This window comes from Streptomyces sp. NPDC087422, from assembly GCF_044744145.1.
Lineage (GTDB): Bacteria > Actinomycetota > Actinomycetes > Streptomycetales > Streptomycetaceae > Actinacidiphila.
The window spans coordinates 212854-229205 of the sequence record NZ_JBIUXT010000004.1; the positions used below are offsets into that span (position 1 = coordinate 212854).

At 73.2% G+C, this 16352-nt stretch carries 6 protein-coding genes and 1 pseudogene; 4 read left to right on the forward strand and 3 right to left on the reverse strand.

The annotated features are described in order from the left end of the window. The first annotated feature begins 93 nt into the window (after positions 1-93). Entirely contained in the window at positions 94-2790 is a 2697-nt protein-coding gene (locus ACIO6U_RS14400) for a YfhO family protein (protein ID WP_401718853.1), read from the forward strand. Between the two features lie 77 nt (positions 2791-2867). After that, positions 2868-3152 (forward strand): annotated as a pseudogene (locus tag ACIO6U_RS14405) (hypothetical protein); the annotation flags it as partial. A 90-nt stretch (positions 3153-3242) separates the two neighbouring features. On the opposite strand, the gene ACIO6U_RS14410 reads toward ACIO6U_RS14405, so the two are convergent. The 3 genes from ACIO6U_RS14410 to ACIO6U_RS14420 all read right to left on the reverse strand — a co-directional run bounded on the left by ACIO6U_RS14410 (position 3243) and on the right by ACIO6U_RS14420 (position 14826). Beyond that, entirely contained in the window at positions 3243-4175 is a 933-nt protein-coding gene (locus ACIO6U_RS14410) for an RICIN domain-containing protein (protein ID WP_401718856.1), read from the reverse strand. A gap of 89 nt (positions 4176-4264) precedes the next feature. Continuing rightward, positions 4265-6955, reverse strand: a complete 2691-nt coding sequence (locus tag ACIO6U_RS14415; protein ID WP_401718859.1) for a right-handed parallel beta-helix repeat-containing protein — start codon at positions 6953-6955, stop codon at positions 4265-4267. Next, the gene (locus tag ACIO6U_RS14420; protein ID WP_401718862.1) at positions 6952-14826 is read right to left on the reverse strand and encodes a putative T7SS-secreted protein; all 7875 of its coding nucleotides are present in this window, start codon (positions 14824-14826) and stop codon (positions 6952-6954) included. The genes ACIO6U_RS14415 and ACIO6U_RS14420 overlap by 4 nt, the downstream gene beginning before the upstream one ends. Positions 14827-15042: 216 nt before the next feature. Here ACIO6U_RS14420 and ACIO6U_RS14425 point away from each other — a divergent pair, with 216 nt between their 5' ends. After that, complete coding sequence (locus ACIO6U_RS14425; RefSeq protein WP_391045924.1) at positions 15043-15945, forward strand: hypothetical protein; 903 nt, start codon at positions 15043-15045, stop codon at positions 15943-15945. Between the two features lie 55 nt (positions 15946-16000). Further along, entirely contained in the window at positions 16001-16309 is a 309-nt protein-coding gene (locus tag ACIO6U_RS14430; protein WP_188282265.1) for a WXG100 family type VII secretion target, read from the forward strand. Positions 16310-16352 lie beyond the last annotated feature (43 nt).

The window sequence follows — 16352 nt, forward strand, 5'->3', positions numbered from 1 at the left end:
GACGACGAAGCGACGAGATGCCGAAAACTACTACAAAGAACGTAGTAGGATGCGCCGGGAGACGATCCGAGGCATACGAGCAAGCGGGACACGGTGCTGACCTCCTCCTCCGCGGCCATCGACACACCCCCAGCGGCGCCGCCCGCCGGTCCGCCGCGCCGCCCGGCGCTCCGGGCCGCCGCGACACCGCTGGCGGCGCTGCTCGCGGCGGCCGTCTCCATGGGTGCCTACTGCCTGGCGCTGGCCGTGCACGGGACGTATCCGTTCGGACCGAGATCGCGGGCCGTCAACGACCTCGGCAACCAATTCGTGCCGTACCACGCCCACTTGTGGGACCTGATGCACGGCCGCGCCACCGGCGACCTGATCGTCAACTGGGGCAGCGGATACGGCGTCCCCTTCCTCGCCGACTTCTTCACGTATCTGATGAACCCGTTCTCCTGGCTGGTCGGGCTCTTCCCGCGCGACGCCGTCAACGCGGCCGTCTTCACGGCCACGGTGCTGAGCATCGGACTCGGCGCGGCCCTGATGACGGTCTACCTCGGCAGGCTGCGGCCGGGCTCGCCGTGGCTGCGCGCGCTGCTCGCGGTCGGCTACGCGGTGAGCACCTGGACGATCTCGGACGGCTTCGGCGACCCCATGTGGATGTGGGGCCTGTCGTCCTTCCCGCTGCTCGGCATCGCCTACGACTGGTGTCTGCGCGGCCGCCGTTGGGTGCCCGCGACGCTGGTGATCACCCTGTGCTGGGCGGCGAACTTCTACACCGCGGCCATGGCGACCCTCGGCATGGGTCTGGTCCTCGGCGCCCGCCTGCTGCTCGACTCCCGTCCGGTGCGGGACCGTTGGCGCGCACTGCTGCGCGCCGCGGCGGCGACCGCGACCGGCCTGCTGCTGGCCGCGCCCGTGCTGACGGTGAGTTACACCGCCAGCAAGGCGTCCCAGCCCGCCGAGCCCCAGGACTACACGCCGCCCGCCGCCCTCGACTACCTCGCGCACCTGCTGCCCGGCGGCCTCTACCCGTCCGCCCCGCGGATCTCCGTCGGGCTGCTGCCGCTGCTGCTCGTGCTCGCCTTCCCCTTCATGCGGCGGGTGCCGGGCAGGGAACGCGCGGTCTGGACCGGGCTGCTGGTCCTGGTGGCCCTGTCGTACGTCTGGAAGCCGACGGTCTTGTTGTGGCACGGCCTGGCCATGCCCAACGGCAGCCCCTACCGCGCCGCCATCGCGCTGACGTCCATGCTGGTGGCGGTCGCCTGGCTGGTGCTCTCCCGCAGGCCACGCCCACGTGAACTGCTCGCGGGCGGGGCCGCGTTGGCGGTCCTGCTCGCCGTGGTGAGCGGCGGCCACTACTTCACGCGCGGCGAGTGGATCCTGATCCTCGCCGACAGCGCCCTCGTCCTCGGCCTTCTGCTGCTGCTCGCCCGCCACCGGACCGACCGCCGGGTACGTATCGGCGTGTTCGCCGCGCTGACCTGCTCGGTCTTCCTCGCCACCGCCTACAGCGTCTTCTCCGTCAGCGTGATCAGGGACGACAACCCCCAGTGGACGCCGAGGGAGACGATCAGCGCCGCGTCGCTGACCGCGCACGCGGCGGTCGGCGCGCGGGACGACTGGCCCGCGACCCGCACCGACCCCGGTCCGCACCAGTACACCGCCAACGACCCGCTGCTGCTCGGCGGCGAGGGCGGCTCGTACTACAGCAGCTATCTGCCCGCGCGGACCGCGGCCACCCTCCAGGCCCTCGGCTCCGCCTGGACCATGAGGGGCCGTCACATCTACGGCCTCGACGACCCGGTGGGCCGGGCGATCATGGGAGTGAGCAGTTCCCTCGGCATTGTGCCCGGCGCGCCGAGCGCCGTCGCCCAGCACACCGCGCCCGCTCCCCCGATCGTCACCCTCAGGCCCGGCGCGGCCTTCGACGGCGCCGTCCGCGACACCTCGGTCTTCGCCCGGCAGCAGCGCGTGCTCGGCGCCCGGGTCTACCGCGTGCCGCTGCTCACCCCCGCCTCCGGGCCCCGGCCCGTCCCCGAGCCGAACGGCACCTGGCGGCTGCCGGGCAACGCCAAGGGCGCGGCCTGGACGTCGTTCACCGCGACCTGCGCGCCGGGCACCCTCGCGTATCTGTACACGCCCTGGTTCTCCGGCCCGGTCCGTGCGAACGGCGCCGAGTACCGGGCGGTCGGCGTCCGCCTCCTGGCCGCCAACGGGATCATGCCGCTCGGCGCCGTGCCCGCGAGCGGCCGGATCCGGCTGGCGCTGGGCACCACCACCGCGCAGGACATCCCGCGGTTCCCGGTCGGCTGCCTCGACCAGGGCGCGCTGCGGCGCGCGGTCACGAAGCTGCGGGCCACCGGCCCGGCCGAGGTCACGGCGGGCGGCCACACGATCACGGCCGCCTTCCGCCGGGGCGGCCACGGCACCGCGGTCCTCGCCGTGCCCGCCGTGACCGGCTGGCGCTGTTCGGTCGACGGCGGGGCGTCGGCGGCCCCCCGCACCCTCGGCGGCCTCATCGCCGTGGATCTGGGCGGCGGTTCGCGGGTCTCCTGCTCGTTCCGCACACCCGGTCTGAACGCCGGGCTCCCGGCCTCCGGCCTCGCCCTGGCCGTGCTGCTCGCGGTCGGCGTCGGCGGCCGGTTCCGCGACCGCTCGGGGCGCGACGGCTCCTCGGGTACCGCCGGACGCACCCTCGCGCGACGGCTCTTCCCCCAACGCACCACGCGCGACGGGCTCTTGGACGGGTCCGCGCTCCGCGGAACCGCCCTCGGTCTCCGTCGCCCCGGGAGGCGCGCATGACGAAGCTCTCGGTCGTCGTGCCCTGTTACGACGAGGAGGCGGTCATCGACCGCTTCGACGCGCGGACCCGTGCCGGGCTCGGGGGGCTCTCCGCGGCCGGGGTCACGGTGGACGCGCTGGTCACCGGGGTCGACGCGCCCGGTTGTGTCACCCTGGTCGCCATCGTCGTGGGCATGGGCAGCGTGCAGATGGTGATGCCCGGCCTGATCGGCGAGTACATCGGCCGGATCTCCTACGAGACCAAGCGGCGCCCGCACTTCCTGGTCAAGGAGGCCCGCCATCCGTCGTCGCAGGCGCCGGAACCGCTGGACGCCCTCCGGCACCGGCGGCAGCGGGAGCTCCGGCACGGCAGGGTGATCTGACGGTGTATCACCCTGTCGCGCCGCGGCCCCCGCTGTCGCCGAGCCGACACCGCACGCCCGCACGGGCCCGGAGTTCGGGGCCGTTGACCGTCAACCCTTGCGTTTCCACGCCTGGTTGCTGCCGCCGTTGCACGGGTGGAGCTTGATCGGAGTGCCGTCGGAGGTCGCGGCCATCCATACGTCGACGCACAGGCCCGACTGGTCGCCGCGGATCACGCCGCCGCTCAGCGTGAACTGCTGCGCCGGATTGCCGCTGCAATAGGCGATCTGGACGATCGTCCCGTCGTCCGTGCTGCCCCAAGCGGCGTCCATGCACAGGCCCTTGCTGCGGATCGTGCCGTCGGAGGCGAAGGTCCACTGCTCGTTGACGTTGCCGTTGCAGGTCCACAGTTGCAGGTGGGTGCCGTCCGAACCGGCCGAGGCGTTCAGGCACTTGCCCGACCCGGCGCTGACCAGGAAGTCGCCGACCCTGGCCGGAGCGGGCGGCGCGGCGGCCTTGGTCGCCTTCGCCGGCGGCTTGGCGGTCTGCCTGGTCGCCGGGCTCGTGGCCTTCTTCGTGGCCCGGGTGCGCGGGGCGCCGCCCCCTGATCCGGCCGAGCCCCCCGAACCGCCGGAACCGCTGGAGTTCCCGGCGGGCGGGGCGGCGGCGTGCTTGGCCGCGGGCGGCCTGGTCGTCGGCGGCGGGCTCGTCGTGGTCACCGCCGCCTCGGGGGTGGTGGCGGTGCTCGACGGCGTCGCGCTCGGCGACTGGGTCCGCGCGGCGGCGACCACCGTGTCCGACGTACGGCCGCCGTCCCCGCCGTTGTCGCCGCCGAGGGCGCCGAGCAGCGGGACGACGAGCACGCAGACGGCCGTCACCGCCGCCGCGCCGCCGATCGTGCCCCACACGCGCACGCCGGGCACCAGGCCGCGGCGGGGCACGGAGGCGTGCTCGGCGAAGGTGGCGGAGAAGTCCGAGGCGGCGGGCGGCGGCGCGGACGCGGGCTTGTCCAGGGCGGGCGGCGGGAGGTCGGGCGTCGGCACGGGGGGTCTCCGGGGGGATGTCGGGCGCGGGGGCGGGGTGTTCGCTCGGGGCCGGGGTGTTCGCTCGGGGCCGGGGCCTCGGCGTCTCCTCAGAGTCTGAGGACGGGGCGGGCGACGGCGGGTGCCGCGGGCAGGGCCACGGATTGCGGCGGCAAGTCGTCGGCTTCGAGGGCGACCAGGTCCTCGGCCCGCGGATCGGCCAGTTCCGCGACCCGTTGCGCCTGACGCTCCGTCATCTCCTGGAACACCTGGCGCGCGGAGCGGCCGTTGCCGAAGCCCTCGCCGCGCGGCATCCGGTCGAAGAAGCCGCTCAGTTCCGCGCGGGCCTTCTCGGTGAGTTCGTAGCGGTGCTCGGCCGCCTGGTGCTCCACGATCGAGACGAGTTCCGCCGCGTCGTAGTCCACGAAGTGCAGGGTGCGGCTGAAGCGGGAGGACAGGCCGGGGTTGGAGGAGACGAAGCGGTCCATCTCGGTGGGGTAGCCCGCGGCGATCACCACGATGTCGTCGCGGTGGTCCTCCATGAGCTTGACGAGCGTCGAGACGGCCTCGGTGCCGAAGTCGTTGCCGCTGTGCAGCGGCGACAGCGCGTACGCCTCGTCGATGAACAGCACGCCGCCCAGGGCCTGTTGGAAGGCGGCGGTGGTACGCGGCCCGGTGTGGCCGACGTACTCGCCGACCAGCGCGCTGCGGTCGACCTCGATCAGGTGACCGCGGCGCAGCAGGCCGAGCGCCTTGAGCAGACGGCCGTAGAGCCGGGCGACGGTGGTCTTGCCGGTGCCGGGGTTGCCCGCGAAGACCAGGTGGCGGCTGAGCGGCGGCGCGGGCAGCCCGGCCTCCTGCCGTCGCCGTACCGTCCGCATCAGCTTGACCAGCGAGCCGACATCGCCCTTGACGCCGTCGAGGCCGACCAGCGAGTGGAGTTCGGCGAGCAGGTCGTCCAGATCCTCCTCCGGCGCGTCCGGGTCCGGTCCGTCGTCACCGGGTGCGCCGGGCGGGGCCGTCCCGGACGGCGACGCGGGCAGGCCCGCGGCCCGGCCCGCCGCTCCCCCGCCGAGCTGCGGAATCGTCGGCCGCCGTACGTCGTAGGAGACGCAGTCCTCGAAGGCGGGCCGCGCTCCCTCGTCCTGGCCCAGATCCTCGGCGCAGTCGCGGACCCGGCAGCGGCGGAAGACCGGGGCGGCGCCGCGTGCCACGTGGAGGGCGGGGAAGCCCGCGCCCGCGACCTCGCAGGAGGTGAAGGTGCCGCCCGCGTCCTCGGCGAGGTAGATGCCGTTCTTCGCGGGCGCGTCGATGAAGACCCCGCTGACCTCGGGGAACGCGCCGGTCCACACGACGATCGCGGAGCCGGCGCTGCCTTCGACTGAGCCGCCGTCGACCCGCGCGGTGCCGCCGGAGTCGACCACGATCCCGGCCGCTCCCGCGGCGACGACCCGCACGTGGGAGAGCCGTACGCCGCCGCCCGCGCCGACCTCGACACCGGTCTTCGCGGCGCGCAGCACCGTGCAGTGCTCCAACTCGGTGCCCGCGGCGGAGACGGCGTGCACTCCGGTCGCGGTGTCGGTGAGGCGGCAGCCGCGGGCGGTGAGGGTCGCGGTCTGCGCGGTGTGCAGGCCGGTCATGGCGATACGGGACAGGCCGCATTCGGTGAGGTCGGCGTGCGCGGTGCCGACGGCGTGCAGACCGTGCTCGGCGCTGTCGCGTATCCGGCAGTCGAGCAGGGCGGCTTGGGCGGCGTCGGCGAGGTGGACGGCGCTGTAGCCGGTGCCGGAGATCGCGCAGTCGGCGAGGCGGGCCGTGGCGGCGCCGAGGACCAGCAGGCCGTTGGCGCGGGAGTCGGTGACCGCGCAGCCGGTGGCGGCCAGCCGCGCGGCGTCCTGGGCGACGAGACCGCTGGTGACGGAGCCGGTGATCCGGCAGTCGGCGATCTCGGCGGTGGCGGAGCCGGTGAGGCGGATGCCGACCGCGCCCGCGCCGGTGACGCGGGTGTCGCCCGCGACGAGCGCCGCCTCGTCCTCGACGAGCAGTCCGCTGCCGCCGGTCCCTTCCAGCGCGCAGTCCACCAGTGCGGCGGCGGCCTGGCCCCGGATCCGCAGGCCCGTGCCGGTGCAGTCGCGTACGCGCAGCCGCTCGGCGGAGAGCCGGGCGGTGCCGGACAGGACGACCGCGGTGCCGTCGACGGCCTCGATCCGCAGGTCGTCGGCGCGGGCGCGGGCGGTGCCCGACAGGTGCAGTCCCGCGCCGCCCGCGCCCGCGATCCGGCAGCGCAGCAGGAGCAGCGCGGGTCCCGGGTCGCGGGTCGGGGCCAGATCGGGGTCGGGGTCGGCGTCGAAGTCCAGGCCGTCGGGGTCGGGGACGACCAACTCCACTGTTCCGTGCATCCCTTGGGAGCCGTCGTCGGCGTCCGTGCCCGTCACCTCGACCCGGCCGCCGAGGACCACGCAGTCGTGCAGCGCCAGCGTCGAACCGTCGGTCACCCGGACCGCCGCCTCTCCGGGGCCGACGCCGCGCAGGGTGAATCCGTGCACCGCGCAGTGCGCGTCGGCCACGGTCAGCGCGGGCGTTCCCTCGGCCGCCGGGTACAGCGTGACGCTGCCCGCGCCGTGTTCGGCGCGCAGCACCACCGGCCGGTCCACGGTCAGCGACTCCCGGTACTCGCCGGGCTCCACCAGGACGGTCGCGCCGGGCCGGGCGGCGCGTACGGCGGCGGCGATCGTACGGTGGGCGCCGCGTCCCTTGGCGGCGACGTGGACGGTGTGGTCGGTCGTACGGTCGGTGGTCACGGCTGCGGCTCCCCGCTGGTGTCGGAGGTGCCGGTGCCGGTCTCGGCGGTGCCGGTGTCGCCGTAACCGCCCTGGTACCACCAGGGGTTGATGGCGGCGCGGTACCAGTTGGTGAGCTGGGAGGTGAAGACCTTCTCGGGGAGCTTCCAGCCGAACTGGAGGAAGAACTCGGCGAAGCCCTGCCGATGGAAGAGCCGGCTGCCGCCGCCCATGATGAACAGGTTCTTCATGGCGCCGACGCTGACCGCGCCGGTCATGCCGGAGACGGCGTTGATCAGACCGTCCAGGGCCGCGGCTCCGCCGCTGAGGTAGACGGTGTCGCCATTGGCGTCGGTGATGCCGAACACCGAGGCGTTCATGCTGCCGTTGACCCACGCGGCGAGCGTGGAGGTGCCCGCGTTGTAGCCGAAGTCGTACATGCCGCCGCGCCAGCGGGTGGGAGCCTCGTTGCCCGCCCACTCGTTGGACCAGTGCTTGTCGTGGTTCATCGGCTTGCGGTACCAGGGCTTTCCGCTGTCGGTGTTGGCCAGGCCGTTGCGCCAGTCGCCGGTGCGCTGCAACCCGCTGATCTTGTTGTCGTGGACGAGGCTGCCGACGGCGGTCTTGATGCCCGCGCTGACGCTCGCGTTCGCGAACGCCTTGAGCGCGTCCTTCCCGGAGAACGGCCTGTTCTGGATGTCCGCGACGATCGCGTTGACGGCGAGATTCGCGGTGAACTCCAGGACGAATTCCTGGAAGAGTTCGATGGCGGCCTTCTCCATGACCAGCTTCCACTGCGGCTGGTAGAGGCCGTCGCCGATCCGGGAGATGTCCAGGCCGCTGAGGTCGGTCTTCCACTGCATGCGGTTGGGCTCGCGCAGCCGTCGTCCCCAGCCGCGCAGTTCGGCCGCCGGGCCGCGGAAGTCGACGCCGCGTCCGGTGAGTTGGAGGCGTCCGAAGGTGTCCGCCTCGAAGATGTAGCCGCTGTCGGAGCCCTGGGCGTGGATGACGCCGTTGCCGTCGTGCCGTACCCACTGGCCGCGCCAGGCGTCCGTGGTCAGGACCTGGTTGGTGCCGACGACCTTGCTCTCCACGACGGCCGCGTTGTGGTCGAACTCCTTCCACACGTTCAGGTTCACGGGGTTGGGGGCGCCGGGGCCGAGGCGGGCGCCGTCGGGCAGGTACTCGCGCACACGTCCCGTGGTGCTGGTGGTGGGCACCTCGCGGACGGTGATCGGCGCGGCGCCGCCGCCGAGGTCGACCCGGTCGCGGAAGGACCGGGCGCCGGTGAACCAGTCGTCCACGTACGCGCCGGCCCCGCCGCCCGCCCGCGGATTCCACCACTGGCGGGTGCCGGCGCCGTGGAAGTCCACGGCGTTGCCGAACGCGTCGTACTTCGCCCAGCGCCACTGGTGGCTGCCGTCGGGGTTGGTGACGCGCCAGGAGTCCACGTGCTCGCCGCCGCCGAGCATGTCCCGGCCGCGGATCGCCACCGGGCCATTGTCGGTGCGGAGATACGCGCGGAAGGAGTCGTCGAACGGTGTGGCGCCGTTGAAGCCGCGGCCGAACTCGGTGAATCCCGTGGTGCGGTTGCCCGCGCCGTCGAGTCCGTCCCAGGCCCAATGGCGGGTGTCGGTCCGGCCGTTGTAGCCCGACCAGTCCCAGTGCCGGGAGCGCGGCGCGGTGGTGGTGACGGTCGTCGGGCCGTGTCCGTGGCCGGGCCGCAGATCGGCGCCGGGCCAGGTCCGTACGTCGCCGATGGGCGCGCCGTGCACGTTCTTGGTCAGGGCCGGGCCGCCGTTGCCCTCGAAGGCGCCCGCCCGCACGCCCGGGCCGCCGTCCAGGACGGTCCCGGCGGCCGGGACCGGCTGGAACTCCACGACAGTGCCGTCCGCGTAGCCCGCGCGCGCCACCCGGGTCGGGGCGGCGTCCGCGCCGTACCAGTCGCCGCCGGTGAAGGCCCCGTTGTGGTCGACCTTGAAGTGGTCCTCCCAGATCCGGCCGCCGGGCGCGCCGGGCGTCTCGATCCGGTAGCCGGAGAGCTTCCCCGCCCCCTCGGTCCACGGCATCCGGTGGGCGACGGGGGCGACACCCGCGGGCAGCGTGACGGAGTCGCCGACGGTGAGGGTGTTGCCGTGGTCCAGCTTGAACGTGCCGCGCGTCAAGGTGCCGTCCGCCGCGATGTCCAGCACGTTGTCGTTCATGGCGGTGAAGCGGAAGCCGTGGGTCTCGGCGCCGGTCGCCAGATCCGTCCTGGTCCACTTCGACATCTGGAAGCGGGTGTCGCCCTTGAGGAAGCCGTGCGTGTCCCACACGGCGTCGCCGATGCCGATGAGATGCTTGCGGACCCACTGCGGCGGGCGCTGCTCGGACCAGCGCCGGACTTCCAGGAGTTGGTTGTCCGGCAGCTTCTCCAGGGCTCCGGCCGGCTTGCCGTGCTCCGACTGCTCCTTCCACAACTGCCTGGTGGAATTGGCCCCGTTGGGGTCGATGGTGACCGTCTTGGGCAGGTGCCCGTTGGCCGGGTCGAGCACGGCCTCGCGGTAGTGGTTGGCGTGGGACTGCGGCAGGTGCGCGGGGCCCCACCGGCGCTGCACGACGATGTCGTCGCCGCCGAGCCGCAGATGGTCGGTCCAGCCGCCGTCGGCGTCCATCGTGCGCCTGCCGCCGAGCACCGGCAGGTGGTGGGCGTCGTAGCGCACCCACGACCAGTCGCCCGCGCCGTCGCGGACGCCGAGGACGCCGCCGCCGTCGATGCCGGTGCGGAACTCGTGGACCAGGGTGCCGTGGTGGTCGATGCCCCGCCACGCCTTGCCGTCCAGCGTCCCGACGTTGCGCAGGCCCCAGTTGGTGACATTGCCCGCGTTATCGGTGTGCGTCCAGCGGGTGTTCTGGCCGGAGAGCCTGCCGAAGCCGCTCGCGTCGGTACGGCGGAGGGAGTCGAGGAAGCCGCCGGTCGCCAGCGGTCGGCGTTCGAAGACCTCCACGGCGCTCTTGCCGGGCTTGGCGACCAGCTTGACGTGGCCCGCGTCGGTGGCCACGTCGACCGTCCCGGAGTGCAGCAGGCCGCGCCCGGCGCCCGTGAAGGGGGCGCCCGCGACGGTGTCCATGAGCTGCCAGGTCTTCGCGTTCGGCGTGAAGGTGAGGACGAACCGCTGTCCCGGCACGCGGACGCCGTCGCGCGTGACGTTGATCGCCTGCTGGTGGATGCCGCCGTCCGCGCCGAACTGCCGGTACTCGCCGCCGCGTACGCCCGCCGTGCGGTCCGTGACGCGCCAGCCGTCGCCGTGCGGCGCGAAGTGCGGCAGCGGTACGCCGTTGGCGTCGGTCGCGAGCCGCTGGGCGGCGCCCATGGTGCCGGGCGCCGGATAGCGGGTGACGCCGAATTCGTGCAGGGGCGCGCCGCCGGGGCCGTGCAGCATCACGGCGTGGTCGCCGAGGTGGCCGCCCGCGTGGTCGTGCGTCCAGTAGTCGCCGCGGCCGGTGTCGGTGACGCGGATCGTGGCGGGGTTGCCGGTGGCCGGGTCGAGGTCGACGCGTACGGCGTGGTGCGGCACCGGCTGCCACGCGCCGTCAAGGTGCCCGGCCGCGCCGCCGCCGACGGGGAAGTCCACGGCGCCGCTCGGTCGGCCGTCCGCGCCCAGGAGTTGGCGGCCGTCCCCGGCCAGCACGTGGTCGGGGCCGAAGCGCTGGTACGTCATGGCCTGTCCCGCGCCGCCGGGCCGTTCGACACGCAGGCCGCCTCCCGCGTGGTCGAAGACCTGGACGCCGCCGGGCCTGACGCCGCCGGGCAGTTCGATGTGCGGGGCGCCGCCGCCCACCGGGCGCACCACGAGCCGCCCGTCCGCCGCGCCGCCGGGCAGCCGCAGCGGCGTACCGGTCTCCACGGCCTGGCCGCCGGTGATGTCGTGGCGGACGAAGGCGCCGTCCGCGCCGTTGCGGTCGATCCGCACGGCGACGGTGGCGCCGGTCGCGTCGGTCTCGCGGACCGGCGTGAAGCCGTGCACGGGCGCGCCGTTGGCGTCGAGGAGCTGTGCGCCGCCGCCCCGGCCGGGCGCGGGGAATTCCACGAAGTGCGGGGCTCCGGTGGCAGTGTGGAGCCCGTGGCCGTCCGCGAGGTGCAGGCCGCCGGAGTCGAAGAGCTGGTACGTGGCGGACGTGCCGGGTGTCGCGGCGCGGTCGACGCGGAAGCCGTCGCCGGGTACGGGCAGCCGGGTGACGGTGGCTCCCGCGTCCACGGCGCCGCCGGTGACCAGGTGGTGGGTGGCCGCGCCCGTCCGGTCGAAGGTCACGGAGATGCCGGTGCCGAGCGGGGCCTGCGGGCCGCGCAGCGGGACGGTCTCGGCGCGCAGCGATCCTTGCGAGTCGAAGGTCTGCCGGATGCCGGTGTTCACGTCGTGGACGGACAGTCCGCCGCCGTTGACCTGGACGACCTGGTGGGTGGTGGCGGTCAGGTCGTTGCCCGCGCCGTCGAGGAGCCTGATGTCCACGCCGTTGACGTGGTAGCCGATGCTGACGCTGAGGCCGTGCGGCAGGCCGGTCGGGCCGCTCAGCGGCACCGACTCCTCGATGAGACGCCCGCCTTCGGCGCCCTCGACCCGGATGACGGGCGGCGGCACCGCGCCGCCGAGGAGCCGGGGCCGCTCGCGCAGCGACTGGAGGTTGAGGTCGGTGATGTGCTGGTCCATCGCGGCCGGGTTGATGCCGTGCTCGCGCAGGCCGCGTACCGCGACGTTGAACTGCTGCTGGGCGGCGGCCAGTTGGGTCCTAATCTCGGTGACGGCGCGGGATTCGCCGCTGGAGGGTCCGCCGGGCATCGCGCGCAGGTCGTCCAGGTGCTGTTCGAGGCGGCCGAGGTCGTGGCGTGCCAGGACGAAGTCGCCCCAGGCGTCGAAGCGCAGCGGCCGTGACGGGTCGGTCGCCGGGCCGAACAGCGCGCCGATCCGCTCACTGTCGGCCGACCACGCCCGGTCCAGTTCCTTGGCGGTCAGCCGCGGCGGCGGTCCGCCGAGCCGTACGTCACCGGTCGTGTGCGGGGGCGCGGCGGGCACGGGCGCCGGTTCGGGAACGGGGGCCGGTTCGGGAACGGGGGCCGGTTCGGGGACGTGTGCCGGTTCGGGGACGTGGGCCGGTTCTGGGAAACGCGCAGGGGCGCCCGCGAACGCCTTGTCGCCGAGTCCCGGCACGGCGGTGCCGGCGAAGGCCGGGCCGTCCGCGCCGTGGCCCGAAACCCCGTGGCCCGAAGCGCCGTGGCCAGCTGTGCCGTGGCCGGACGCGGGGTGCGGCAGCGGCGAGGGGCGGCCGAGTGAGCCGTTGTCGAGCAGGTCCATCGCGGCGTCGAAGCGGTGCGCGGGCGGGAGGTCCACGCCCGCCGCGCCGCTTCCGCTGCCGTTGGCCGTGAGGACTTCGGGCCCCTTGCCCTTGCCCGCCCCCGCGCCCGTACCGCCGAGGTCGAAGGTGGTCACCGCGGGCGTACCCGGCATGTGGGTGACGGCCACGGGCGGCGGCATGTGCGTGACCGCGGCGGACGGCGGGACCTGGGCAACCGCCGCGGACGGCGGCATGTGGGTGACGCTCGCGGGCGGCGGGGCGGAGACGACCGACGCGGGCGGCGGGGTCGCGGTCAGCGCGGTGGTCGGCGGCGGGGTGAGGTCGCTCGCGGTGTGCCCGACGGTGTGGACCGGGCCGAGGTCCACCGAGATGTGCTGGGCGAGCGTCGCCATCGTGTGGCTGTTGGCGATGTTCGCGGCGGTGCCGGTGATGAGCGCGTTGGGGGTCGGCGCCAAGGCGTGCACGGCGACCGGGTTCGGGGTGTGCAGCAAGTCGAGCGCGTTGAAGGAGCCGCCGGTGTGGATGTCGGTGACCACGTGCGTGACGCCGCCGGTGAAGGTCGCGGGGACGTGCCCGGTGACCGGTACGGTCGCCGCGTGGAAGTTCACCGCGCCGTTGGTGGCCAGGTGCGGCAGGGCGGGCGCGGGCACCGTGTGGGCGAAACCGGCGGTGGCGGCGGGCGGCGGCATCGAGATCGCGCCCGCCACGTTGACGTTGACGGCCGAGGCGGGCGGCGGGGTGGCGATCACCGCGGCCGGGTTCGTCAGATGGGCGCTGGTCACCGGGGTGGTCGGGGTGAAGGTGTGCACGGTCCCGGCGGGCGGGGTGGTCACGACAGCCGCCGGGGTGATGTGCGGGACCCCGATCGAGGAGACCACGGTCTGCGGCGGCACGACCAGGTCGGTGGCCTGCGTGACGATGTGGCTGGGGACGGCGTTGGCGCCGATGCCCGGCACGTGGAAGGAGGGCGCGCCGACCTGGGCGTGCACGCCGGTCGCGCCGATGCCCGCGGTGTTGATGCCGGTGGTGGAGATGTGGATCGGCGGCGGCGGAGCCAGGATCGCGGCGGCGGGCGGCGGCAGCGCGTGCACCCCTGCGCCGACGTCGAAGGTGATCCCGGTCGGGGTGTGCGTGACGTTCGCCCACTCGCCCAGGTGCATCGAGGACAGTTCGGTGATCGGGGTGTCAAGCAGCGCGTCCTTGCCCATGATCGCCTGGAAGCTGAAGGTGATCGAGTCGCTGAATTTGGGCCCGAGGTCGAGGCTGAGCTTGGGCGGGTCGGGGATGAACAGGCCGGGCGCCGAGTGGCCCGCGCCGCCGAACTCCGGCGTCGGCAGGTGGCTGACGCCGCTGCCGACGGCCTGCACGCCGGGCCGTACGATGTCCGCCGCGCCGTACTTGAACTTGCCGAACACACCGCGGTCGACGAGCGCGATCTTCATGGCGCCGAAGACGCCGAACTTCCCGATCTCGTCGCCCTCGGCGGGCAGGAACACCCGCAGCCACTTCGCGCCGCCGAACTCGTTCTTGAAGAACGTCGCGCTGCCCTTGCCGAAGTTGGTGACGAATTCCGGAACTCCCTTGAAGAAGGCGGGAATTCCCTTGATGCCGGTGAGGACGGTGAGCGAGCCGACCTTGAAGGCGTTGGCGCCGAGTTGGCCGAGGCCCTTGCCGACGCCCGACAGCCACAGCCCGCCCGCCTTGGTCCAGCTCCCGGTCAGGTGGGCGAGTTCACTGAACGAGGGCAGCGCGACGAACGGCTTGGCGATGCCGGTCATCATGTCCTTGAGGAAGGTCAGGGTGGCGATGCCGCCCGCCTTGATGGCCTGCCAGCCGAGTTTGAAGCCCTTCGCGATCAGCGAGAAGATCGGCACGGCGCGGGTGGTGGGCGCGATCATGCCGAGCGCGGACAGGAACAGGTCGAGCGCGCCGACCTTGCCCTGCGCGAAGTCCACCGCGGTCTTGATGAAGATGGTGAGGTTGACCGCCATCGCGACCAGCGCGATCGGACCGCCGAAGATCAGCGCGGGCAGGATCAGCGCGATGGCGATCCACTGGAAGATCTCCCAGAACTCCGCGCAGCCGGACACCGGCGACTTGATGTTGCCCGACGCCTTGCGCAGCGTGGTGGTGGCGGCGCTCGCCGCGTCCTTTTGCGTCTGACCCGCGTCGCGCGCGGTGCTCGCCAGCGTCTCCAGATTCGGGTCGTCCTTGGCCAGCCCGCGCCCCTGGTCGAGCGCCGCGTCCGCCTTGCTCTGCGCGGTCGACATGGCGTCCGCGTACGTGGTCAGGGCGGTGCTCGACCACTCGAACGCCTCGGCGATGCTCTGTACGAAGCCGCGCAGCCGCCCGCTGATCTGGTCCCGCAGCGCCTCGGCGGTCTCGCCCGAGAACGCCTCAGGCCCGGTCTTGTTGAGGACCGTCTCCATCGCGGTGTCGATCTCCCGGGCGGTCCTGCCCAGGTCGCCGATCGAGGTCGCCACGGTGTGGATCCGCACCGGGTCGCCGGGCGTGGGGTCGCCGCTCACACCGAGCGCGTCCCAGTCCGTGGGGCGTGGCATTCCGGGTCCTCTCCTGCCGTACCGCCGTGTGCCGCGAAGTTCTGCCGCATGTCTCACGTACGAGGAGCCCCGGCGGTTCACTGCGGGAAGTCCCGGACCCACGTCCCGGACCTGGGTGAACCGCGGGGACCGCTGGTACGTGAACATGTCGGACCGGCTGGTTCCGGTGACCCCGGCGGCCCCCGGCGCCCGGCGCCCGGCGCCCGTAAGGAGGAGATGGCATTGGTCGACTTCGCGCTCGACTACACCGTTCTGCACACCGCCCGCAACGACCTGCACGAGCTGGCCGACAAGATCGGGCCGACGCTCAAGAACAGCGACTACGCCACGCTCGGCAACGACGACTCGGGCGACGCGCAGGACGTGTTCGGCGACGCCCAGCTCACCGCCGCCTTCAGCACGCTGTACTACCGCTCCAAGCACCCGATGGAGAAGGCCGAGGACGACCTGCGGCAACTCGGGGACACCTTCGGGGCGGTGGCCGACGGCTTCTTCAACATGGACGCGCAGATCGCCGAGGGCGCGGGCATCATGAGCGCCGACATGGGCCTGAGCGACTGGGTCGCCAAGCACAAGGCGTGGCTGGGCCACGACCAGTGGGTCAAGGACCACGACCTGTGGGAGCAGTACCAGGCGAATCCGGACTCCTGCGAGGTCGCGCCGGGCGAGACCGCCCCGGCGTACTGCTCGGCGTCCGACCCGGGGCCCGAGCCCACCGACCCCGGCGCGCCGCCCACCGACAAGACGCTGACCACCGCGGACGGCGGCACCGTACACACCCAACTGACCCTGGACGACGACTACAACGTCGTCACGGAGAAGACCACCGTCACCACCGGCGCGGGTCAGACGTACACCTCGACCACCACGTACCAGGACGACCACCGGTCGTACATCACGGACACCGTCTACGCCGACGGCAGCAAGGCGCACTCCGACGTCCACATCAACGAGGACGGCAGCGGCACCATGGCCGTCACCGACGGCGACGGCAAGGAGAGCGACTACACGCGCACCGGGGCGGGCGCGGAGTGGAAGCTCGTCGGCGACGAGGACGGCGACGGCGTGGTGGACAGCGAGGAAGAACCCGACCCCAGTTACGACTACATCGGCTACTAGCGCCGTCAACCTGCCCGTCAGCCCGGCCCGTCAACCTGCGAGGAGCACACCCGCGATGCCCAACATCTCCCTCGACTACGAGAAGATCGAGACCACTTCGTCCAAGCTGGACACCGCCAACGAGAACATCGTCCCGATGCTCAACCAGCTCCGCACCGACGTGAACAACCTGCTGGACGACGGCATGGTCTTCGAGCAGTCCAGCGCGGCGCTGAAGGAGTCGTACGAGAAGTTCAACTCCAGCCTGCTGCTCGCGGTGAAGGGCATCAAGGACTTCGCGGAGCAGTTCCGCGGCATCAAGCAGTCGATGGCGGACAACGACGCCGACCTGGCGAAGAAGATTCGCGACGCCGCCAACGGCTGACGGTCCGTCACGCACCCGCGCCGGGCTTCCCGTTGGTACGGGA

Bases quoted from the DNA above. Each gene is read 5' to 3' on its own strand.
- ACIO6U_RS14420 (WP_401718862.1), bottom strand. From the start codon at position 14,826: ATGCCACGCCCCACGGACTGGGACGCGCTCGGTGTGAGCGGCGACCCC.
- ACIO6U_RS14430 (WP_188282265.1), top strand. From the start codon at position 16,001: ATGCCCAACATCTCCCTCGACTACGAGAAGATCGAGACCACTTCGTCC.
- ACIO6U_RS14425 (WP_391045924.1), top strand. From the start codon at position 15,043: ATGGCATTGGTCGACTTCGCGCTCGACTACACCGTTCTGCACACCGCC.